Source organism: Parapusillimonas granuli (assembly GCF_013416525.1).
GTDB classification, from domain to species: domain Bacteria; phylum Pseudomonadota; class Gammaproteobacteria; order Burkholderiales; family Burkholderiaceae_B; genus Parapusillimonas; species Parapusillimonas granuli.
On record NZ_JACCEM010000003.1, the window covers coordinates 264,288 to 285,148 of the forward strand.

Here is a 20,861-nt window from a genome sequence, read left to right on the forward strand (position 1 = left end):
GGAGCGGGAATGAGCAAGTTTTTTGGTGAAATTCGCCAATTGGGATATGTCGTCAACGATATCGAGGCTGCGATGGACTACTGGAGCCGCAGCCTCGGCGTGGGGCCCTGGTACTACAACCCCAGGGTTCCCATCGAAAACTACCGGTACCGGGGCGAGCGCTACGAACCCCATAACTCGGTGGCGCTGGCCAATTCGGGCTTCGTGCAGGTGGAGCTGATCCAATGCCGCAACGACGTGCCGTCCATGTACCGCGACTTCCTGCAGGCCGGCAATACCGGGCTGCAGCACGTGGCCTACTGGACCGAACAGTACGACGCCGACATGGAAAGGCTGCTGGGGCAGGGCTTCAAGCCCGTCATGAGCGGCGAGGTGGGCGAGCGCGGGCGCTTCGTCTATTTCGATACCGAGTATCACCCGGGCACGGTCATCGAGCTGTCGGAAGTCGCGGGGCCGAAAGGCAGGCTCTTCGACCTGATCCGGTCCGAGTCGCAAGGCTGGGACGGCAGCGAACCCGTCCGCCGGTTTCCGGACCTGAAGACTCTGTGATTCAACCCCAAGCATCGAAGGTGCCCCATGTCCGCCGATCGTTTCCAAGCGACTTACCTGATTGAAACTCCGCTGGATCCGGAGCGCGTGGCCGACGTCATGGCCGGCGAGCAATCCTGCGGGACCTTTACCCGGGTCCAGGGCGAGACCGACGAACTGCGAGAGCGCGCCCGCGCAGTCGTGGAAGGCGTGGACGAGCTCGAAGCGGTCGACCGCCCTTCATTGCCCAATGCCTGGCTCGAACGCCAGGGGCGGGCGGGCCCCTGGCGGCGCGCGCGGGTCCGGATCTCTTTTCCGGCCGACAACGTCGGCGCCAACCTTCCCACCCTTGCCTCCACCGTCGCCGGCAACCTGTATGACCTGGGCGAGACCACGGGGTTGCGGCTCGAGGCCTTGCGCATCACCCCCGGCTACCGCAAGCGTTTCGACATGCCGCGGGCGGGCATCGCGGGGACGCGCCGGGCAACGGGTGTCGCCGCCGGGCCGCTGGTGGGCACCATCATCAAGCCCAACGTGGGCCTGTCCGCCGGGCAGACGGCGGCGCTGGTCGACAGGCTGTGCAAGGCCGGGGTCGATTTCATCAAGGACGACGAGGTCTGCGCGAATCCCGTCCATGCTCCGCTGGCGGAGCGCGTGCCCGCCGTGATGAGGGTGATCCGGGACCACCGGCAGCGCACGGGCAAGGTCGTCATGATGGCCTTCAACATCACCGATGAAACGGAGGCCATGCTGCGCCACGCCGAGCTGGTGGAGCGGGAGGGGGGCAACTGCGTCATGGCCAGCCTGAACGCCTGCGGGTATTCCGCCGTGCAGACCTTGCGCCGCGCCACCCCGCTGGCCCTGCATGGGCATCGCAACGGCTATGGCGCCCTGTCGCGGCATCCGCAACTGGGCATATCGTTCCAGGCCTACCAACTGCTATGGCGCCTGGCGGGGGTGGACCACATGCACGTGCACGGCTTGCAGGGCAAGTTCTCACAGAGCGACGACGAGGTCGTGGAGTCGGCGCGCGATTGCCTCGCGCCGCTCGCGCCGGGGCTGGACGACCAGGTCCTGCCGGCATTCTCGTCGGGGCAATGGGCGGGCACCGTGCCGGCCACTTACGGCGCCGTCCGGACCGACGACCTGCTGTTCATGTCCGGCGGCGGCATATTGGCCCACCCGGACGGGCCCGAGGCCGGCGTCGCCAGCCTGCGCCAGGCCTGGGCGGCCGCGCGGGCGGGCATCAGCCTGCCCGACTACGCCCGCGACGCGCAAGAGTTGCGCCGCGCGCTCGAATTCTTCGGATCGCGTTGAGCCCATGGCCGGATCCGATCTCAGGTTCGCGTTCTACGGCGATGACTTCACCGGCGCCACGGACACCCTGGCGACGCTGGCGAGCGCGGGGCTGAAGACGGTGCTCTTCATGGGGCCGCCCACGCCCGCCCAATTGGCTTGCGCCGGCCTCCTGGATTGCCTGGGCATCGCGGGGGCGTCGCGCTCGATGGGCGCCGCCGAGCAAGAGGCCGAGCTGGAGCCGGTCGGAAGATTCTTCGCGGGCCTTGGCGCGCCGGTCATCCATTACAAGACCTGCTCCACCTTCGACAGCTCGCCCGATATCGGCAGCATAGGCGTTGCGTTGCGCAGCCTGCGCCGGCGGCTGGACGTCTCTTCTTTCGTGCCCATCGTGGGCGGCCAGCCCAGCCTGGGCAGGTACTGCGTGTTCGGCAATCTGTTCGCCGCCTTCCAGTCGGGCGGGGAAGTCTATCGGCTGGACCGCCACCCCACCATGAGCCGCCACCCCGTCACGCCCATGCATGAGGCCGATCTGCGCCTGCACCTGGCGCGCCAAGGGCTGCCGAGGCTGGGCCTGATTCCATACCCGAGCTACGATCTGCCGGCGCAGGCCTTCGACCGCATCCTGGACGACGAGGCCGCGGCACAGCCCGACGGCGTACTGTTCGACGTGGCGCAGGCGGGCCAGCTGGCTTCGGTGGGGCGGGCGATCTGGCGGCGCGCCGCCGGCCGGACGGTCCTGGCGGCGGGGCCCAGCAGCGTGGCTCAGGCGCTGATCGCGCATTGGCGCGCGTCGGGGGAAACCGATACGTCTTCCCGGGCCCGCCCCGCCGCGCTGCCGGCGGCGACGACGCCCGTCTTCGTGTTTTCCGGCAGCCGCTCGCCGCTGACGGCCAGGCAGATACAAGCCGCGAACTCCTATGAGCGCATTCCCTTGTCGCCCCGGATCCTCATGCGGGGCGAAGGAGACGGCGCCGCGCTTGCCCGCATTGCCTCCGCATTGTCCGGGGGCGCCAATGTGCTGGCCTACCTGACCGACGAAGCGTCCGAGGCCGTCACGTCCGCCGCCGATCTGGCCAAAGCCTGCGCGGCGTTCATCGCGCGGGTCCTGGAAGCCGGCCGGCCCCGGCGCGTGGGCGTGGCGGGGGGGGACACCTCCAGCTATGCCGTGAAAGCGCTGGATGGCTGGGGGCTGTCCTATCTGGGGCAGCTGGATCCGGGGGTGGCGCTGTGCCGCGTGCATGCCGACGATCCCGGCCTGGACGGCGTGGAGATCATGCTCAAAGGGGGGCAGATGGGGTCGCCGTCGATATTCGAGAAGCTGCTGGCGCCCGGCTGAACCGATACAATGTCCTGGCTCACACAGGATTGTTCGCTTTTCACGGGTTCAAGGCATGTTCAGATGGCTCGCCGGGCGGGGCGCCCGGCCTTCACGGGTGGCGGAAACGCTCACCCGTATTTCACCGCTCGGCTGGCGGCGCGCGCGAACCAGCCTGGCCTTCCTGGACGGCCTGGACGACCGCGAGGACGAAGCCTTGCGCGCGCGCGCGGCATGGCTGCTGGCCAGCAAGTCGTTCAGCGGCGCCCAGGGCATGGTGCTGGATGACGACATCATGCTGTCCATCGCCATCCAGGCCGCGCTGCCCATTCTGGAACTGGACCCGGTGCTTTACGAAGGCTGGACCGAGATCATCGTATATCCCGGCGGCTTCCTCATCCCGCGCACCGAGGTCGACGACAGCGGGGTGGTCCATGAATACATCCAGGAGGCGGCCGGCGAGGCCTGGGACGGCGGGCCGGTGATTCTGTCCTGGGAAGACAGCTGCCCCGGCATGCCGCAGGCGGCGAACGTGGTCATCCATGAGTTCGCGCACAAGCTGGACCTGTACGGCGGGGAAGCCGACGGCATCCCCGTGCTGGACGCGCATCCGCAGCTCAGGACGCGGCAATGGCGCGGCGTCCTGACGTCCACTTTCGAGCGCTTCGAGCGGATGGTGACGGAGGTCGAGGACGCGATTCCGCGGGATGTCGACCCGGAGTCGGAGGAGGCCGACCCCTGGTATGGCTCTTTGCCGCTGGACCCTTACGCGGCGACCGATCCGGCGGAGTTCTTCGCCGTCAGTTCGGAGGCCTTCTTCGTGGATCCCTTGCCGTTGGCGAAGGCTTTTCCGGGCTGGTATGGGTTGTTGCAGGCCTATTACCGGCAGGATCCGCTGAGGCGGCTGCTGGGGCCCGTCAACGTCGACAGGCTCTAACCCTTCCGCAGCATCCATTCGTGCCGCGGATCATTATGGAAATGCCACGCGCGGACGGGGCCCGCCATCACGTTCAGATAATACGAGGTGTACCCGTGCGGCACCACCACCGGATGGTAGCCGCGCGGCACTTTGACGACGTCATGGTCCTCCACGCACAGCGTTTCGTCCAGATCGCGCTCGTCCGTATACACCCGCTGGAAGGCGAAGCCCTGCGGCGGATTCAACCGATGGTAGTAGGTTTCCTCCAGCTGGCTTTCCCGGGGGATGGCGTTCGAATCGTGCTTGTGCGGCGGATAGCTCGATGAGTTGCCGGGGGGCGTGATCACCTCGACCACCAGCAGGCTGTTTGCCGGCTCGGTTTCGGGAAGGATGTCGCAGACATAGCGGGTATTGCTGCCGGAGCCGCGCACGGACCGCTTCATGCTTGCGGGGTCGATCAGCCTCGTCGGCAGCGCCCGAGGGCCGCCGGGCGCGCGGGCCACGGCGATCTCGGCCGCCTCCAGGCCGGTGAGGGCGAGAGTGGAATGCGCGGGCAGATAGAAGGCATGGGGCGACTTTTCCTCGAACACGCTTGCGCGCTCGCCCACCGCCGCCCATTGCATGTCGCCGCCCGCGCCGCCGGCCTGCGCCGACGCTTTGCCGGCCAGGATGACGACGCACAGCTCGTCATCGCCGCTGGCCAGCGCGAGCGTCTCGTTTTCCGCCAAGCGGTGCGCGGAAAAGCCGACATAGCGCAGCCCGCCCGTTCCCAGGGGGATGTCGGTGATCAGGGCGCCGGGGCTTGCCGGAACTTTAAGTGTGGTCATGACGGTTTCCTTATGCGGCGGCTTGGCGGACGGCTTGGCGGCGCGCCGAGGTCCAGGCCGCGATCAGTGTTTCGAAATTGCCGCGCACGCGCCGCAGCAGCTCGCGGTCGTCGATCCGGCCGGCCAGCCAGTCTTCGCTGGGCCCATGGAAAATGCTGCGCCCGACGGTGAAGCCCTTGCAGCTGCGGCTGGACGCCGCCAGGCCGAACCCGGCGGCGACCTCCTCCAGCGGGGCGGCCAGGCCCAGGAGCACCACGCCTTTGCAGTAGGCGTCATTTTCCTGGATCAAGGCGTCGAGGCGATGCCAGCTGCTCCGCTCGCGCAACGCGCCGATCTTCCACCATTCGGGCTGTATGCCCAGCGCATAAAGGCGCTCGATGGCGCGCAGGACCTGGGTGTCCGGGTCGCTGCGCGCATCGGCGGGCGGGATGACCTCGAGCAGCAGGTCGTGGCCGCTGGCCTGGGCGGCTTCGAACAGGCTCTGCACCTGGGCTTCCTGTTCGTCCCGGATGTCCGCCGGGTGCTCCGTGTCGTAGGCGACCAGGCATTTGACGATGTGTTCCCTGGGCCACGAAAGCAGGTTGCTTCCCACGCTGCGCCCATATTCGAATCGCAGGGGCAACGACCCCGGCAGTTCCACGGGGCGGCCTATCCACCAGCCTCTGCCGGTCGCGGCGTTCAGCGCGTCTTGCCCGTAGCGCTCGTCCGCCAGTATGCCGACGTCGACGTCGGACCGCCCCCCATGGCGCAGGCTTTGTTCCGTCTGGCTCACCGCTTCCACGAAAAGCCGCTTCAGTTCCGGTATGCGCGCCGGATCCGCCCCGCAATGCCGGGCCAGGTCGATCATCTGGCTGCGGTGGTCGAACGCGAAGACCGCGAGGTCTTTCCATTGCTTCTGTGCGGCGCTGCAGCGATGCAGCCGCTGCAGCTTGCGATCGTGTTCGAGCGGCCGGGCCAGGTCGGCCTCGTTGAAGAAGTAATCGAGTTCGGCAAGCGTCGGCATGGCCGGGGCGCATCCGTGGCGCGAGACGACCAGGGCGCCGCAGGCATTGGCGATGCGGCAGGATTCCTCCCAGGGCTTTCCATCCAGCCAGCCTTTGAGCAATCCGGACATGAAGGCGTCGCCGGCGCCCAGCACATTGAAAACGCTGACCTTGAACGTGGGGTAGGGGGCGGGCAACTCGGACGGGATGTCCGACGTGAAGACGCTGCAGCCGAGTTCGCCGCGTTTCAGCACGAGAACCGCGTCCGTCAGCGAGCGCACCTTGCGCAAAGAGGCCAGGACGTCCGGAGCGCCTCCGGCGATCATGAATTCTTCCTCGGTGCCCACGATCAAGTCGAAGAGAGGCAGCACTTTTTGCAGGTCCGACGAGACCTTTGCGCTGGGCACATAACGGTTTTCCCCGTCGGCTTGCCCGGTAAGGCCCCACAGCACGGGCCGGTAGTCGATGTCCAGCACCGTCCTGACCTGATTCTTGCGGGCCAGGCCCAGGGCGGCCAGGCTGGTTTCGAGAACCGCCGGCGTGGACAAATGGGTGCCGGTGACGAGCAGCGCGCGGGCCGAGGCGATGTAGGGTTCGTCGAAGTCCTCGGGCGAGACGGCCATGTCCGCGCAGTTTTCGCGGTAGAAGATCAGCGGAAAGGTTGCCCTGTCCTTGATGCCCAATAGAACCAGGGCGGTCAGGCGCTCGGGATCGACGGCGATGTGGCTGGTGTCGCACCCCTCTTTTTGCAGGGTTTCGATCAGAAAGCTGCCCATGTGGTCGTCTCCCACGCGCGTCAGCATCGAGGAGCGCAAGCCCAGGCGCGCCGTACCGAAGGCGATGTTGCCGGACGATCCGCCCAGGTATTTGGCGAAGCTGGCGGCGTCTTCGAGGCGGGCGCCCACCTGCTGGGCATACAGGTCCACGGCCAGCCGGCCCAGGCAGATCAGATCGAAAGGGCGGTCGCGCCCGGTTGGGTTTGCGTGAGTCATGGCGAAGAATTCAAGAGAAGAGCGCCGGCAAGGCGGCATGCGGGACTACTTTACGGTCTTTCCCGCTATTTTTCAAATATTTTTCTATTTCATAAAAAAATAGAATTATTATTGTAATCTCGATACAATGCGATGGAGCGCACCAAGGACGTGCGTGCCGTCATCAACACCAGGGTGGGGCCCCAATGAAGCCGAATGCCGATCTGCGCAAGTTCCTGGAGACGGTCGCTGAACAGTTTCAGGACCTCTCCAAGCAATTGCAGCGCATCGCCGTCTACCTCGAATGCCATCAGTCCGATGTGGCGTTCCAGCGTGTCCAGGACGTGGCCACGGCGTGTTCCGTGCATCCGTCCGCCGTCGTGCGCTTCGCGCAGCGTTTCGGGTTTTCCGGCTACAGCGAACTGCAGGCGGTGTTCCGCGATTCCCTGCGGGTCGACGACGCCTCTTCCGCGACCTATGCGGAGCGCATACGCCGGGAAGCGGCAAAAGGCCGGCCCGATTCCAGCGCCGCCCTGGCGCATTCATTCATCCAGGCCAGCAAGGCCGGCCTCGATTCACTGTCGGCCGATTTCGACGCCCAGGCCTTCGAACAAGCCGTCGACCTGCTGGCCGCGACGCGCGACATCTATGTGGTGGGGATGGGCCGGTCGCTGTCCGTGGCGTCCTACCTCGCCTACGCATTGCAGAACCTGGACAAGCGCGCCCATTTCGTTTCCGGCGTGGGCGGCGATCCCGCCCGCGTGGTGCGCGCCATGGAAGCCGGCGACACCTTGCTGGCCATCAGCGCCGCGCCCTACGCGCCGGAAACCCGCCACTGCCTGGAGCAGGCCCGCGCGCGCGGCGCCAGGGCGCTGCTGATCACCGATACCCCGCTCGCGCCCATCTGCGCGCTGGCCGACGTCAAGCTGTTCACCCGCGAGCAGACGGCTTTCGCCTTCAGGACGCTGACCTCCACCATCTGCCTCGCCCAAGCCCTGTTCATTGCCCTGGCCTATCGTCTCGAGGGGCACGCCAAGCTGCCGCCCGACGACGGACAGTCCATTTTTTGATACCCCAAGACTTTCATTGGAGACAACTGTGAAGAAGATATTTTCCAAGCTGATTTTCGTGCTGTCGGCAAGCGCAATCATGCACGCATCGGCGGCCGCGGCGGACTTTCCCGATCGCACCATGCGCTGGATCGTCCCGTACGCCGCCGGCGGCACGACCGATGTCATGGCGCGCCATCTCGCCGCCGAGATGGGCCCGCTGCTGGGCCAGACCGTCGTCATCGACAACAAGCCCGGCGCGGCCAGCATCATCGGCGCCACCCAGATCGCCCGCTCCACGCCCGATGGCTACACCTTCGGCACGGTGGATTCCGGCACTCTGGCCTTCAACCCCGCCCTGTATTCAGAACTGAGCTACGACCCCGAGAAAGACTTCACCTTCATCGGCGGCCTGGGGCGCATGCCGCTGGTGCTGGCCGTGAACCCGAATTTCCCGGCCAAGAACCTGCAGGAGTTCATGGAGATCGTGCGCAAACAGCCCGGCAAGACGACCTCGGCCTCGTCGGGGCACGGTTCGCCCCTGCATGTGGCGCTGGAATTGTTCAACCAGCGTGAAGGCGTGAACCTGCTTCACGTGCCCTACAAGGGCTCCGCGCCGGCGCTGCAAGACCTCATGAGCGGGCAGGTGGATTCCATGTTCGTCGATCTGCCGCCGTCCATCCAGATGATCCAGTCCGGCAAGCTCCGGGTGCTGGCCGTGGCCACGCCCAAGCGCCTGCACGTGCTGCCCGACGTCCCCACCTTCGACGAACTCGGCGTCAAGGGCTTCGAAGCCTACGCCTGGCAAGGCTTCGTGTCGCCCAAGAACACGCCCGAGAACGTCGTGCGGAAACTGAGCACCGCGCTGAACACGGCGCTCAGGAGCGAGGTCATCGCCAAGAAGTTCGACGCGCTAGGCATCCAGCCCATGCCCATGGAGCCCGCCGAATTCGAGGCTTTCGCCAAGAGCGAGGGCAAGTTGTGGGGCGAGGTGATCCGCAAGGCGGGCATCAAGCTCGATTGACGCCGTTGCGGAAGGGGATCAGGCCTCGTGCGGGGCCTGGTCTCTTGCGGCAAACCGCCGGGCCAGCACGTTCTCGGCAAGTTCAAGGTGGCTGCGCAGCAGCGCCAGCGCGCCTTCGGTGTCTCCCTGGCGTATCAGGCCGACCAGCCTGGCGTGATCGTCGTGCCCTTTCGCCGCCCAGCTTTCGCTTTGCAGGGTTTGGTGCCGGTATAGGGAAATGATGTTGTAGATAGTGCGGAACTGCGCATGCAGGCGCCGGTTGTCCAGCGCCAGGACGATTTCTTCATGAAAGTGCTCGTTCGCGAGCGCCAGGCCTTTGCGGTCCTGCCGGCGCAGCGCGTCGTCGCCGTTCTTGCAATGGACGTCGAGCTGCCGGCACACCCTCGCGGCCCTTTCGGGCCGGGCCGTGAGGCGGCGTATGGCTTCCGATTCGATGATCCAGCGAATATCGTAGACCTCGTGGATGTCGGCCGGCTTGGGCACCACTACCCTGAGCTTGCGGCCCGGCAGCATTTCCACCAGGCCTTCTTCCATCAGTATGCGCAATGCTTCGCGCACCGGCGTCCGGCTGACGCCGAACTCTGCCGCCAGCAGGTTTTCCGACAGCGGCTGGCCGGGCAGTATTTCTCCTTCCACGATGCGGCGGCGCAGCGGTTCGACCACGCTGAGCCATAGCGGATTGAAAGAAGAAGCACTGAACGACATGACGATTATCCTTGCGTTGTATGGGCCTCGCCGAGGTAGACCCGATTTTCGAGCAGCCGGGCCTGCAGGCCTTTGACGTCGAGGTCGGCGGCATCCTGCTTCGCGGCCGAAGACATGGCGGCCGCTATCCCGGCCGCTTCGCCCATGACCAGGCAGGGCGCCATGTTGCGGGTGGCGCCATGCGCCACATGCGTCGCCGACACGCAGCGCCCGGCCACGATGAGGTTGTCGAACTCAGCCGGGAGCATACAACGATATGGAATGTCGAAGGCGCCGTCCCCGCCGATCTGGTGAAAGATCGCCTGGCTGCTTTCCGGCGCGTGGATGTCGACCGGGAAACAGACCTGGCCGATCGTGTCGTCGAACTTGCGGCCTTCCAGCACGTCGTCGTCGGTCAATTGATACCGGCCCTGGATGTTGCGCGATTCGCGCACCCCGGGGAAGGCGGCCGGAACGCAGTAGCTGTTTTCAAAGCCGGGGACGTGCCGCTTGAGGAAATCGGCGATGCGCGCGCACTGCCCGGTCAGTTCGACGGTCGCCCTGGACAGCGCGGTGGGGTCGGTGCCGTCCAGGTCGAGCACGGCCGACGTGTTGACGTTGATCTGGTCCGGCCAGACGGTATTGAAGAAGACGTGGCGGTCCTTGTTCGGAAAAAGGCCTTCTTTCATGATCTCGTCATTCCATTTGGAAAACGAACCATTGAAATACACGGGTATGGGCTCGCCGCCTTCCGGACGGGTGGCCATGGCGGGGTTGACCTCGCCAAGTTCCCGGGCGATGCGGCGAGTATCGACGTTGTGAAAATGCATGATCATGGAAATGGGCTGCATGCGCTCCCGCGGGCCGTCGCCCTTGCGGAACGGAACGCCGGCCATGGCGGCGATGTCGCCGTCGCCGGTGGCGTCGATGACGTTGGGCGACGTCAATGTGTGAAGGCCGCCCTTGGCGCCGAATTTCAGGCTTGCGATGCGCCGGCCCCGGCATGAAGCCTCGACCACCGTCGCGCCATAGAGTATGCGCACGCCCGCCCGGGCAAGCATTTCGGTGACTTTGATGCGAAAGTAGTTGCCGTCGACGGGGGTGACGGCGCTGGTGAAGCCTTCATAGGGGATGTGGCCGACGGCTCCGCCCATTTCGATCAATTCATCGACGATTTCCTGCGCCAGCCCGAACACCACCTGCTTGCCGTAGCGGGAAATGAAGTTGTGCAGGCAGAGCCCCGTGGTGGCGTTGCCGCCCACGAAAGGGCGCGGCTCCAGCAGGATGACGTCCGCCCCCTGCCGGGCCGCCGCAATGGCCGCCGCAACGCCTGTCACGCCGCCCCCGATCACCGCCACATCGCACGAAAATTCCGCCATTTTTGCCTCCGAAAAGAATTGAGTGGTATACTTGTATACAAGTATACGATATTGAGAGGAGCTGATGCAAACCGGACTGTTTCCATCTTTCCAACGCCGCAAGGCCGTGGTCGAGTCGGATTGCGGCGAACTCGCCATCCCTTTCGTTCTGGGCGGCGAAGGGCCTCCCTTGCTTCTGCTGCACGGTTTTCCCCAAACCCATGCCATGTGGCATAAGGTCGCGCCCGCGCTCGCCCAGCGGTTCACCGTGGTCGCCAGCGATCTTCGCGGTTATGGCGACGCCGGCAAGCCGTCGGGCGACGGCCACAATTTCTATGGCAAGCGCGCCATGGCCGCCGACCAGTGGCGGCTCATGCGCAGCCTGGGATACGAGCGCTTCGACATCCTCGCCCACGACCGAGGCGCCCGCGTGGCGCATCGGCTGGCGTTGGACCACCCCGAGGCCGTCGGCCGGCTCATGCTGCTCGATATCGCCCCCACGCTCAGCATGTACGAGCAAACAGACCTCGTCTTCGCGACGGTGTATTGGCACTGGTTCTTTCTCATCCAGAAAGCGCCCTTGCCCGAAACCTTGATCGGCGCGGATCCCGAATTCATGCTGCGCAGTTTCATGGGCGGGCGCCATGCCGGGTTGAAGGCGTTCGCGCCCGAGGCCTGGGCCGAGTATGTGCGGGCGGCGCGCAATCCGGCGGCCATCCACGCCATGTGCGAAGACTATCGGGCGTCGGCCACCATCGATCTGGAACACGATCGCGAAGACCGCGCCGCCGGGCGCATCCTGCGCATTCCGCTAAGAGTGCTGTGGGGCGAGTTCGGCGGGCTGAACCGCTGCCTTCGACCGCTGGAGCGCTGGAAGGATTACGCGCCCGATGTCCAGGGGCGGGCGCTGCCTTGCGGGCACTATATCGCCGAGGAACTCCCCGAACTGCTGATCGGCGAGGCACTGGAATTCTTCAAGGGCCCGCGATGAATCTGCTGAGCTGGAACATTCAGGCCGGCCGGGGTCCGGACGGCGTCCACAGCCTGGAACGCATCGCCCGGGTCATTGCGGAACGGCGCTTCCCGGATGGCCGCGGCGCGGACGTCATTTGCCTGCAGGAAGTCGCCCGCCGCTTCCCCGACCTGACGGACGGGATCGAGGCCGACCAGGCCGCCGCGCTGCACGGGCTCCTGCCCGGCTACCGGCCGGTATTCCGGCCCGCGGTCGACCTTGCCTTTGCCGACGACCCGGGCCCGGAACGGCGGCAGTTCGGATGCATGGTCCTGAGCCGATATCCGGTCATCCAGGTGTTCAACCATCTGCTGACGCAAAAAGGCGTGAGCATGAAAGGCATGCAGCGGCAGGCGCTGGAAGTCGTGGTGGCGGCGCCCGGCGGTGCGCTGCGCGTCATGACGACCCACCTGGAGTTCAATTCACAGGAATGCCGAGTCCATCAACTGGCGCAGCTACGGGCGTTGCAGGAGGAAGTGGCCGCGAGAGCCATGCAGCCGTCCCGCAAGGCCGGCGGAGCCGGCCCATACGCCGTGGTCGAACGCCCGGGCGAACTGGTGCTGTGCGGCGACTTCAACTTCCTGCCCGATTCGGAGGAGTATGCCGGGCTGCTGCTGCCGCCCTTGGGCCATGGCGGGGCCTTCGCGGATGCGTGGCGGCGGCTCAGGCCTGCCGAACCCCATGCTTCCACCTGCGGCTGGGACGATCCCGAGCAGTGGCCGCAGGGTCCTCATTGCCGGGACTTCTTCTTCGTTGCCGGCGGGCTGGCGAGCCGCCTGAAGTGGGTGGACGTGGATATCGATGCGCGGGCTTCCGACCACCAGCCGATACTGCTGGCGCTGGATGCCTGACGCCGATGCTTTGCTTGCAGTGACTATTACCAAGACCAAGGAGACATGCATGAAAAAGATACTCATCGGCCTGGCGCTCGGCGCCGCAGCGGCCGCGCCGTCCTGGGCGCAGGATTACCCTTCCCAGGCGATCAAGTTCATTGTGCCGTTCCCGGCCGGGCAGGCCTCGGATACGATTTCCCGTTTGGTGGGGGAACAGTTGGCGTTGCGTTTGAAGCAGCCCGTGATCGTCGAGAACAAGGCGGGGGCGGGCGGCAATATCGGCTCTGAGATCGGCGCGCGCGCCAAGCCGGACGGCTATACGATCACCGTGGCGACCGCCGCGCTTCCGATCAGCCGCCACGTGCGGAAGCTGTCATTCGATCCGGGCAAGGATTTCAAGACCGTCGCGCTGATGACGGTGACGCCCCTGGTGCTGATCACGCGCCCCGACATGCCGGCGAACAGCGTCAAGGAACTGATCGGCCTGGTCAAGAAGGATCCGGGCAAGTACACCTTTGCCTCGTCGGGGGTCGGCACCTCGCACCACTTGAGCGGGGAGCTGTTCAAGTCCCTCGAGGATCTCGACATCCTGCACGTGCCTTACCAGGGCAGTTCCGCCGCCCATATCGACATGATCGCGGGGCGCGTCGACATGATGTTCGACAACATCGTGCCCGTTACGCCCCACCTGGCTGAAAAGAAGCTGAAGGCGCTGGCGGTGACGACCAAGGAGCGCGCCCCGGCCCAACCCGGCATCCCGACCATGTCCGAATCCGGATACCCGGAATTCGAGGCCGTCGCGTGGTTCGGCCTGCTGGCCCCCAAGGATACGCCGGACGAGATCGTCGAAAAGCTGAACCGGGAAGTGAACGCGGTGCTGCAGCTGCCGGCGGTGAAGGAGCGGCTCGAAGGCATGGGCGCCTTCGTGCAGAATCGCTCCGCGCAAGACTTCGGCGCATTCATGCAGGCGGAAATCGCCAAATGGGGGCCCGTGGTCCAAAAAGCTAAAATACAACTCGATTGAACTCGAGGGGCCAGGCCCCCGCAGGGGGGCCGGCTCCATGGATACATTACTCGTCATCAATGCGGGCAGCTCCAGCCTGAAGTTCCAGCTCTATGAGCTGGCCGGCTGCGAAGGGCTGGAGCTGATGTACCGCGGCCAGGTCTCCGGCATAGGCGGCGGCCGGCCGGAGCTTGCCATCCGGGACGGCGGCGGCGTGAAGCTCATCGAGCGCCGCCTGCCGCTGGAACGGGCTTGCGACCTGGCGTCGGCGCAGGCCTGCCTGGGCGAATGGCTGGCGGGCAAGATAGAAAAAGCGCCGCGGGCGGTGGGCCACCGCATCGTGCACGGCGGCCCGCGCTTCTACGACAGCGTCAAGGTCGACGACGGCATTCTCGCCTATCTGGATTCGCTTGCGCCGCTCGCGCCCCTGCATCAGCACAACAACCTGGCGCCGGTGCACGTCATCCGCCGGCGGTGGCCCGGCATCGTCCAGGTCGCGTGTTTCGACACTGCCTTTCATCGCAGCAACGACGCCGTCGTCGAGCGGTTCGCGATTCCCCAGTCCTTCTATGACCAGGGGGTGCGCCGCTATGGCTTCCATGGCCTGTCCTACGACTATATCGCCCGGTATCTGTCCCGCCGCATGCCCGAAGTGTGGCAGGGCCGCGTGATCGCCGCGCACATGGGCTCGGGGGTTTCGGCCTGCGCCCTGCTGCGCGGCGTGAGCGTCGAGACCACCATGGGCTTCACGGCGCTGGACGGCCTGCCCATGAGCACCCGTCCGGGGCGGCTGGATCCGGGCGTCGTGCTCTGGATGCTGGAGCAGGGGATGTCGCACGACGAGATCCAGGACGTCCTCTACAACCGGTCGGGCCTGCTGGGCTTGTCCGGCATCAGCGGCGATGTACGGGACTTGCTGAGCAGCGACCAGCCGGCCGCGCGCCTGGCCCTGGACTACTTCACCTACCGGGCCGCGGAGAGCATGGCCGGGCTGTGCGTCGCAAGCGGCGGCGTGGACGCCCTGGTGTTCACCGCCGGCGTCGGCGAAAACCAGCCCTGGGTGCGGGCGGAGGTCTGCCGCCGCCTGGCCTGGCTGGGCGTGGAGCTGGACGACGCGCTCAATCAGGGCGGCGCGCACCGGATCTCGACCGGCACGAGCCCCGTGGCGGTGTTCGTCATTCCCACGAATGAAGAGTATGTCATCGCCAGGGAGGCCCTCAAACACATTTAGCAAGGAGTCGCTATGTCCACCAGCACAGACGCATTGACGGGGACCCTGAAGAATCTTCCTTCTTACGCCGCATGGAGCGCGGGGTATGGGCTGATCCGCCATGCCGACGACACCCGCGCCCGCGTGCTCGAGCTCGTGGCCCGGCGCGCCGGCGCTTCCCGCGAACGGGCCGACGACATGTTCGCCGCGCTGGCGGCGGCGGACCGTCTGGCCAGCGCCGGCATGTGGCTGGTCGTGCACATGACTTATGCCAATCGGGTCGATCTGTCGGGCGCGCCGCTGCAGGCGGCCGACTTCAAGGCGGACCCGCAAGGCCACACGGGGGGCGCCTTGAACATGGTGCCGGCGTATGCCGGGTACTTGGCCGCGAACGTGCTGACCGGGACCACGCGTTCCTGGTTGATGGGGCAGGGCCATTGCGTGGCCGCCATCGAAGCCTTGAACGCCTTGGTCGACAACCTGTCGGCCAAGCAGCGCCCGCGTTACGAGTTCGGCGACGCGGGCCTGAGCCGGCTCGCGCAGGACTTCTATTCCTATGCCGTCAGCCCCGATGGCTCGCCCGGCGTGCCGCTGGGCAGCCACGTGGGCGTGCATACGGCGGGCGGCATATCCGAAGGCGGCTATCTGGGTTTCGCGGAAGTGCAATATGTCCACATGCCCTTGCCCGGGGAAAGCCTGGCCGTGTTCCTGAGCGACGGGGCTTTCGAGGAGCAGCGGGGCAGCGACTGGTCGCCGCGCTGGTGGCGCGCGTCCGACAGCGGCGCCGTCATGCCGATCATGGTGCTCAACGGCCGCCGCATCGACCAGCGCACCAGCATTGCGCAGAAGGGCGGAGCCCAGTGGCTGCTGCGGCATCTGGAGCTGAATGGCTTCGATCCCTTCGAGATCGACGGGCACGACCCGGCCGCCTACGCCTGGGCCATCATCGACATGGAGGACCGTTTGGCCGCCTTCCAGGGCATGGCCGCCGACGAGCTCGATTATCCCGTCCGGATTCCGCACGCCATCGCCAATTGCATCAAGGGCTACGGCTTCCCGGGCGCCGGGACCAACCGCGCGCACAACCTGCCTTTGCGGGCCAATCCGCGCCGCGACGATGCGGCGCGGGACGAGTTCAATCAAGGGGCGGCGCGGCTGTTCGTGCCGCCCGGCGAGCTCCAGGAAGCGCGGCGGCGCTTCTCGTGCCACCAGGCGCAGGGCCGGGTCCGGGAAGGCCATCACGCCCTTGCCGAGCGCGATGTCGGCTTGCCCGCTTTGCCCGAGCCGCGCTGGAGCCTGGACGAGACGGCGACGGTGTCGCCCATGCAGGCGATCGACGCCTATTTCGTCGACGTGGTGGATGCCAACCCGCGCTTGCGGGTCAGGGTGGGCAATCCCGACGAGCTGAGCAGCAATCGCATGGACGGAACGCTTGCCCGACTGAAGCACAGGGCGAGCCGTCCCGAGCCCGGCGGCAACGAGGCGCTGGACGGCGCGGTGATCACCGCCTTGAACGAAGAAGCGGTGATCGGCGCCGTGCTGGGCAACAAGGCGGGCCTGAACCTGGCGGTCAGCTACGAGGCTTTCGCGGTCAAGATGCTGGGCGCCATGCGCCAGGACATCCTGTTCGCCAGGCACCAGCGCCAGGCCGGCCGCGATCCCCGCTGGCTGGGCGTGCCGCTGCTGCTCACCTCCCATACCTGGGAGAACGGCAAGAACGAGCAGTCCCACCAGGATCCCACCTTGTGCGAAGCGCTGCTGGGCGAGATGTCCGACACCTCGCGGGTGCTGTTTCCGGTGGACGCCAACAGCGCCGTCGCCGCCCTGCGGGAAGTCTATCGCTCGCGCGGCGTAATCGCCGCGCTGGTCGTGCCCAAGCAGGCCACGCCCCATTATTTCAGCCCGGAACAGGCCGGCGCCGCGTGCCGGGCGGGGGCCGCCCATGTGCGGCCGCCCTCGGCGCGGCCGACGGTGCAGCTGGTGGCCGTGGGCGCCTACCAGCTGCGCGAGTGCCTGCGCGCGGCCAGGCGCCTGGCCGACCGGGGCTGCGAAGCCGCCGTGACCTGCATCATCGAGCCCGGCCGGCTGCGCGTCCCGCGCGATGAGCTGGAAGGCCGCCACGTGCTGGGCGACTCGGCGCTGGCCGAACTCTTTCCCGCCGGCGTCCCCAGGGTGCTGGTCACGCATTCGCGCCCGGAGCCGCTGCTCGGCGTGCTGCGCCGGATCGACGAAGGGCCGCGCCGCCTGCGCGCGCTGGGGTATGTCAACCGGGGCGGTACACTGGACGTCGACGGCATGCTGTTCGCCAACCGCTGCACCTGGGCGCACATCGCGCTTGCGGCGGCGGAACTGGGCGGCGGCGATGCCGGGGACTTCCTGGCGGAAAGCGAACTGCGCGCGGTGGGGAACCGCGGCCGGCTGGAGGATTTGTATTGAAGAACAAGCGGAAAACATGAATCTCGAACTCAAGTTCCTGGGCGCGGCCGGCACGGTGACGGGCTCGCGTCATTTGCTCAGCGATGGGGAAACGACCATCATGCTGGATTGCGGCATGTTCCAGGGCCTGAAGAATCTGCGGCAGCGGAACTGGGCGCCGTTTCCCGTCGAGCCCGCGGGGATCGACGCCATCCTGCTCAGCCACGCCCACCTGGACCACTCGGGCTACCTGCCCAGGCTGGTGCGCGAAGGCTTCAAGGGCAATGTGTATGCCTCGGCGGCCACCATCGACCTGGCCCGCATCCTGCTCGCCGACAGCGCCCATCTGCAAGAGTCGGATGCCGACTTCGCCAACCGCCACGGGCTGACCCGGCACACGCCGGCCCTGCCGCTCTACACCGTGGCGGACGCCAAGCGCGCCATGGAGCGCTTCAAGAGCGTGGAGTTCGCCGCGCCATACGAAGTGGCCCCCGGCGTGCATGCGCGGTTCTCGCGGGCGGGGCATATTCTCGGGGCGTCCATCGTCGAGATCGACTGGCGCGGCACGCGCATCGTTTTCTCGGGCGACCTGGGCCGCTATGGCGACCCTCTGCTGCCGGATCCGGAACCCATACGGCAGGCGGACTACCTGCTGCTCGAATCCACGTACGGCGACCGGCGCCACGAGGCGGTGGACCCCATGGACCAGCTGGCGGACATCATCGACCGGACCGCGCAGCGCGGCGGCAGCGTGATCATCCCCGCCTTTGCCGTCGGGCGGGCGCAATTGCTGCTTTGGTATTTGTACATGCTCAAGAAGGACGGCCGCCTGCCCGCCGGCATGCCGATCTACCTGGACAGCCCCATGTCGGTGAACGCGGTGGAAATATACCGGCGCCACTGCGATCTCATCCGGCCGGACATCCGCGCATGCGATGAGGCATACGGGGTGGCCCATTACGTCCGCGACGCGGAAGAATCAAAGAAGCTGGACCTGACGCCCATGCCCAAGGTGATCATCTCCGCCAGCGGCATGGCGACGGGCGGGCGCGTGCTGCACCATTTGAAGCGCTATGCCCCCGACCCCAGGTCGACGATACTGTTTTCCGGCTATCAGGCCGCGGGAACCCGGGGCGCGAAAATGCTGCACGGCGCCGACACCATAAAGATCCACGGCGAGTACGTGCCCGTGCGCGCCGAACTGAGCAATCTGTCCATGCTGTCGGCGCATGCGGATTCCGACGAACTCATGCGCTGGCTGCGCGGCTTCAAGAAACCGCCGCGCACGACCTTCCTGGTCCACGGGGAACCCGAGGCGGCCGATACGCTGCGCCTGCGCATACAGGACGAGCTGGACTGGTCCAGCCGCGTCGTCGAGCACCTTGAAACCGTAAGGCTTTAGCCGCGCCCGATATAGGGCATCTTGGTCGCCATCACGGTCATGAATTGCACGTTGGCGTCCAGCGGCAGGCTGGCCATGTAAAGCACGGCGCGGGCCACGTGCTCGGTGTCCATCAGGGGTTCGGGCCTGGTCGAGCCGTCGGCTTGCAGGACGCCGCGGTTCATGACGGCGGTCATTTCGCTGGCGGCGTTGCCGATGTCTATCTGCCCGCAGGCGATGTTGTAGGCCCGGCCGTCCAGCGAGGCGGCCTTGGTGAGCCCCGTGATGGCGTGCTTGGTCGCGGTGTAGGACACGGCATGGGGCCGCGGCGCGTGGGCCGAAATGGAACCGTTGTTGATGATGCGGCCGCCTTGCGGGGACTGCGTCTTCATGATGCGGAAGGCGCCCTGGATGCACAGGAAGGCGCCGGTCAGGTTGATGTCCACCGCGGCCTTCCAATCCTGATAGTCCAGGTCTTCCAGCGACGCGGGGCGCGCGAATATGCCGGCATTGTTGAACAGCAGGTCCAGGCGCCCGAAGCTCCGGCGGATCTCGTCGAACAAGCGGTCCACCGCCTCGGGGCTGCTGACGTCGGTGGGCACGACGAGCGCGCGGTCGCCATGCCGGCGCCCTTCCTGCGCGGTGGCTTCCAGGGCGTCCCGCCGGCGGCCGGCCAGCGCGACGGTGTAGCCGTCCTCGATCAGGGCGAGCGCGATGCGCTTGCCTATGCCTGAGCCGGCGCCGGTCACCAGCGCGAATTTATCTCCGTTCATGGGGCGTGTCCTCGACAGGGTTGGGTGCTGGCGCGAATTATACGTCGCGCCGCTTCTGCCGATGCGACCATTCCCAGGCGGTGTCGCGCTTCATGCCCCGATTGAGCGCCGCGATGATCAGGATGGCCAGCAGCGCGCCCAGGCCGGCGAGCGCCATGTCCTTGTGCGCGTCCCAGACGTCGCCTTGCGTGCCCAGGTAGTGCATGCCCAGGTCGCCGCCGAAGATTTCCGCGGCGCCCCATTCGATCAGCTCATACAGGGCCGAAGTGCTGAGCGCGAAATCGAGCGGCAGAAAATACGCCCAGAAACCGCGCACTTCCACGATGCGCAGGAAGAACTCGCGGATCGGGTAGGCCAGCAGCAGCCCGTATGCGAAATGGACGAGGCGGTCGAAATGATTGCGTTCCCAGCCGAAGACGCTGTTCAGGGTGTGGCCGGTGAGCGCCCGCCACCATTCGTCGTAGGGCACCTCGGAATAGGTGTAATGGGAGCCCAGGGTGTGCAGCGCCAGGAACGACAGGATCAGCAGCAGGGACGGGTCCGAGAAGCGGAAGAGCCGGCGCACGCTCCATAGCGCGATGAACAGCGCCGCCACCAGCGCGTTCTCGAGCAGCCAGGCCTGGCGGTCGGACGGGTGCACGGCCAGCGCGGCCCACAGCATCAAGTAGGCGGGGACGGCGAAGCGCAGGACGCGATGGGCGATGGAATGTTTCATGGGCGGTCGGAGAGGGCGGCGCGGCGGTCGCAGTAAGCGCGATTTTGACACCCGCGCTTACATCGGCGCGCGGGACCGGGTGCTATAAAAAATCAAGAGCAGGCAGCGATGTCTGGAACTTTGAAGGATTTTTCATGAACCGTAAACTGACCGTAGCGGCGGGTATCGCATTGTGCGCCGGCCTGGCCGCGTGTTCGTCCACCAAAGACGCTCGGCAGCTGTCCCAGAAGACCGTCGAGTATGCTTGCGGGCCCGATTCCGTTCCCCTGAGCGCCCAATATACTTTCCAAGGCGAACAGGCGCTGGCCGCCCGGGTCGTCTACATGAACCAGGTGATCGAGCTGAACCGCGCCACCGCAAGCAATGCGGACATGGTGGGCAACACTTTCCGCGGGGGCGGCTACACCTGGACGACCGACAAGTTCGCCGAAGACGACGTCGAGGACGCCAAGGGCCTGATGCTGACGCGCGAATCGGCCCAGCCCGGCGCGGCGCAGGCGTCGAACGTGGGCAGCGTGGTGGCGCGCGACTGCAAAGTGGAATCGGTGTCTTAGCGCTAGTT

At 66.4% G+C, this 20,861-nt stretch carries 19 protein-coding genes; 13 read left to right on the plus strand and 6 right to left on the minus strand.

What is annotated here, in order from left to right:
* Nucleotides 1-9 precede the first annotated feature (9 nt).
* Genes H0A72_RS06505 through H0A72_RS06520 form a run of 4 tightly spaced genes read left to right on the plus strand, consistent with a single transcriptional unit; the run spans nucleotide 10 to nucleotide 4,079 of the window.
* Nucleotides 10-549 carry a VOC family protein gene (locus tag H0A72_RS06505; RefSeq protein WP_180154258.1) on the plus strand — a complete coding sequence of 180 codons (540 nt, stop codon included), beginning with the start codon at nucleotides 10-12 and terminating at the stop codon, nucleotides 547-549.
* A 27-nt stretch (nucleotides 550-576) separates the two neighbouring features.
* Nucleotides 577-1,845 carry a ribulose-bisphosphate carboxylase large subunit family protein gene (locus H0A72_RS06510; protein WP_180154259.1) on the plus strand — a complete coding sequence of 423 codons (1,269 nt, stop codon included), beginning with the start codon at nucleotides 577-579 and terminating at the stop codon, nucleotides 1,843-1,845.
* Between the two features lie 4 nt (nucleotides 1,846-1,849).
* Entirely contained in the window at nucleotides 1,850-3,163 is a 1,314-nt protein-coding gene (locus tag H0A72_RS06515) for a four-carbon acid sugar kinase family protein (RefSeq protein WP_180154260.1), read from the plus strand.
* A 55-nt stretch (nucleotides 3,164-3,218) separates the two neighbouring features.
* On the plus strand, nucleotides 3,219-4,079 hold the full coding sequence (locus H0A72_RS06520) for a M90 family metallopeptidase (RefSeq protein ID WP_180154261.1): 861 nt from the start codon (nucleotides 3,219-3,221) through the stop codon (nucleotides 4,077-4,079).
* Here H0A72_RS06520 and iolB read toward each other — a convergent pair.
* Both iolB and H0A72_RS06530 read right to left on the minus strand, forming a co-directional pair.
* Complete coding sequence (gene iolB, locus H0A72_RS06525; protein ID WP_180154262.1) at nucleotides 4,076-4,888, minus strand: 5-deoxy-glucuronate isomerase; 813 nt, start codon at nucleotides 4,886-4,888, stop codon at nucleotides 4,076-4,078. The two genes, H0A72_RS06520 and iolB, sit on opposite strands and share 4 nt — an antisense overlap.
* Before the next feature lie 10 nt (nucleotides 4,889-4,898).
* The gene (locus tag H0A72_RS06530) at nucleotides 4,899-6,863 is read right to left on the minus strand and encodes a bifunctional 5-dehydro-2-deoxygluconokinase/5-dehydro-2-deoxyphosphogluconate aldolase (protein ID WP_180154263.1); all 1,965 of its coding nucleotides are present in this window, start codon (nucleotides 6,861-6,863) and stop codon (nucleotides 4,899-4,901) included.
* Nucleotides 6,864-7,048: 185 nt separating this feature from the next.
* Here H0A72_RS06530 and H0A72_RS06535 point away from each other — a divergent pair, with 185 nt between their 5' ends.
* Complete coding sequence (locus H0A72_RS06535) at nucleotides 7,049-7,912, plus strand: MurR/RpiR family transcriptional regulator (protein WP_180154264.1); 864 nt, start codon at nucleotides 7,049-7,051, stop codon at nucleotides 7,910-7,912.
* Between the two features lie 79 nt (nucleotides 7,913-7,991).
* A complete protein-coding gene (locus H0A72_RS06540) occupies nucleotides 7,992-8,915 on the plus strand; it encodes a Bug family tripartite tricarboxylate transporter substrate binding protein (protein WP_180154473.1) in 924 nt (307 codons plus the stop codon).
* A gap of 18 nt (nucleotides 8,916-8,933) precedes the next feature.
* Here H0A72_RS06540 and H0A72_RS06545 read toward each other — a convergent pair whose 3' ends face one another.
* Both H0A72_RS06545 and H0A72_RS06550 read right to left on the minus strand, forming a co-directional pair.
* Nucleotides 8,934-9,620: a GntR family transcriptional regulator gene (locus H0A72_RS06545; RefSeq protein ID WP_180154265.1), complete on the minus strand. Its 687-nt coding sequence runs from the start codon at nucleotides 9,618-9,620 to the stop codon at nucleotides 8,934-8,936.
* A gap of 5 nt (nucleotides 9,621-9,625) precedes the next feature.
* Nucleotides 9,626-10,978, minus strand: coding sequence for an FAD-dependent oxidoreductase (locus H0A72_RS06550; RefSeq protein ID WP_180154266.1), 1,353 nt, complete (start codon nucleotides 10,976-10,978; stop codon nucleotides 9,626-9,628).
* A 64-nt stretch (nucleotides 10,979-11,042) separates the two neighbouring features.
* Here H0A72_RS06550 and H0A72_RS06555 point away from each other — a divergent pair, with 64 nt between their 5' ends.
* From H0A72_RS06555 to H0A72_RS06580, 6 genes are read left to right on the plus strand one after another with little or no spacing between them, the layout of a single operon-like run.
* Nucleotides 11,043-11,948 (plus strand): alpha/beta fold hydrolase, encoded by a 906-nt coding sequence (locus H0A72_RS06555; RefSeq protein ID WP_180154267.1) that lies wholly within the window; start codon nucleotides 11,043-11,045, stop codon nucleotides 11,946-11,948.
* Nucleotides 11,945-12,820 carry an endonuclease/exonuclease/phosphatase family protein gene (locus tag H0A72_RS06560; protein ID WP_180154268.1) on the plus strand — a complete coding sequence of 292 codons (876 nt, stop codon included), beginning with the start codon at nucleotides 11,945-11,947 and terminating at the stop codon, nucleotides 12,818-12,820. Before H0A72_RS06555 ends, H0A72_RS06560 begins: the two co-directional genes overlap by 4 nt.
* 49 nt (nucleotides 12,821-12,869) lie before the next feature.
* Entirely contained in the window at nucleotides 12,870-13,826 is a 957-nt protein-coding gene (locus tag H0A72_RS06565) for a Bug family tripartite tricarboxylate transporter substrate binding protein (RefSeq protein WP_180154269.1), read from the plus strand.
* A gap of 37 nt (nucleotides 13,827-13,863) precedes the next feature.
* Nucleotides 13,864-15,036 (plus strand): acetate/propionate family kinase, encoded by a 1,173-nt coding sequence (locus H0A72_RS06570; RefSeq protein ID WP_180154270.1) that lies wholly within the window; start codon nucleotides 13,864-13,866, stop codon nucleotides 15,034-15,036.
* 12 nt (nucleotides 15,037-15,048) lie between these two features.
* Complete coding sequence (locus tag H0A72_RS06575; protein WP_180154271.1) at nucleotides 15,049-17,451, plus strand: phosphoketolase family protein; 2,403 nt, start codon at nucleotides 15,049-15,051, stop codon at nucleotides 17,449-17,451.
* Between the two features lie 16 nt (nucleotides 17,452-17,467).
* A complete protein-coding gene (locus tag H0A72_RS06580; RefSeq protein WP_180154272.1) occupies nucleotides 17,468-18,832 on the plus strand; it encodes an MBL fold metallo-hydrolase RNA specificity domain-containing protein in 1,365 nt (454 codons plus the stop codon).
* Here the strand turns inward: H0A72_RS06580 and H0A72_RS06585 are convergent.
* Complete coding sequence (locus H0A72_RS06585) at nucleotides 18,829-19,584, minus strand: SDR family oxidoreductase (protein ID WP_180154273.1); 756 nt, start codon at nucleotides 19,582-19,584, stop codon at nucleotides 18,829-18,831. The genes H0A72_RS06580 and H0A72_RS06585 overlap by 4 nt on opposite strands.
* A gap of 37 nt (nucleotides 19,585-19,621) precedes the next feature.
* Nucleotides 19,622-20,299 (minus strand): DUF2238 domain-containing protein, encoded by a 678-nt coding sequence (locus H0A72_RS06590; protein ID WP_180154274.1) that lies wholly within the window; start codon nucleotides 20,297-20,299, stop codon nucleotides 19,622-19,624.
* A gap of 134 nt (nucleotides 20,300-20,433) precedes the next feature.
* Between H0A72_RS06590 and H0A72_RS06595 the strand changes: the two genes are divergently transcribed.
* Nucleotides 20,434-20,853, plus strand: a complete 420-nt coding sequence (locus tag H0A72_RS06595; RefSeq protein WP_180154275.1) for a hypothetical protein — start codon at nucleotides 20,434-20,436, stop codon at nucleotides 20,851-20,853.
* Nucleotides 20,854-20,861: the final 8 nt, after the last annotated feature.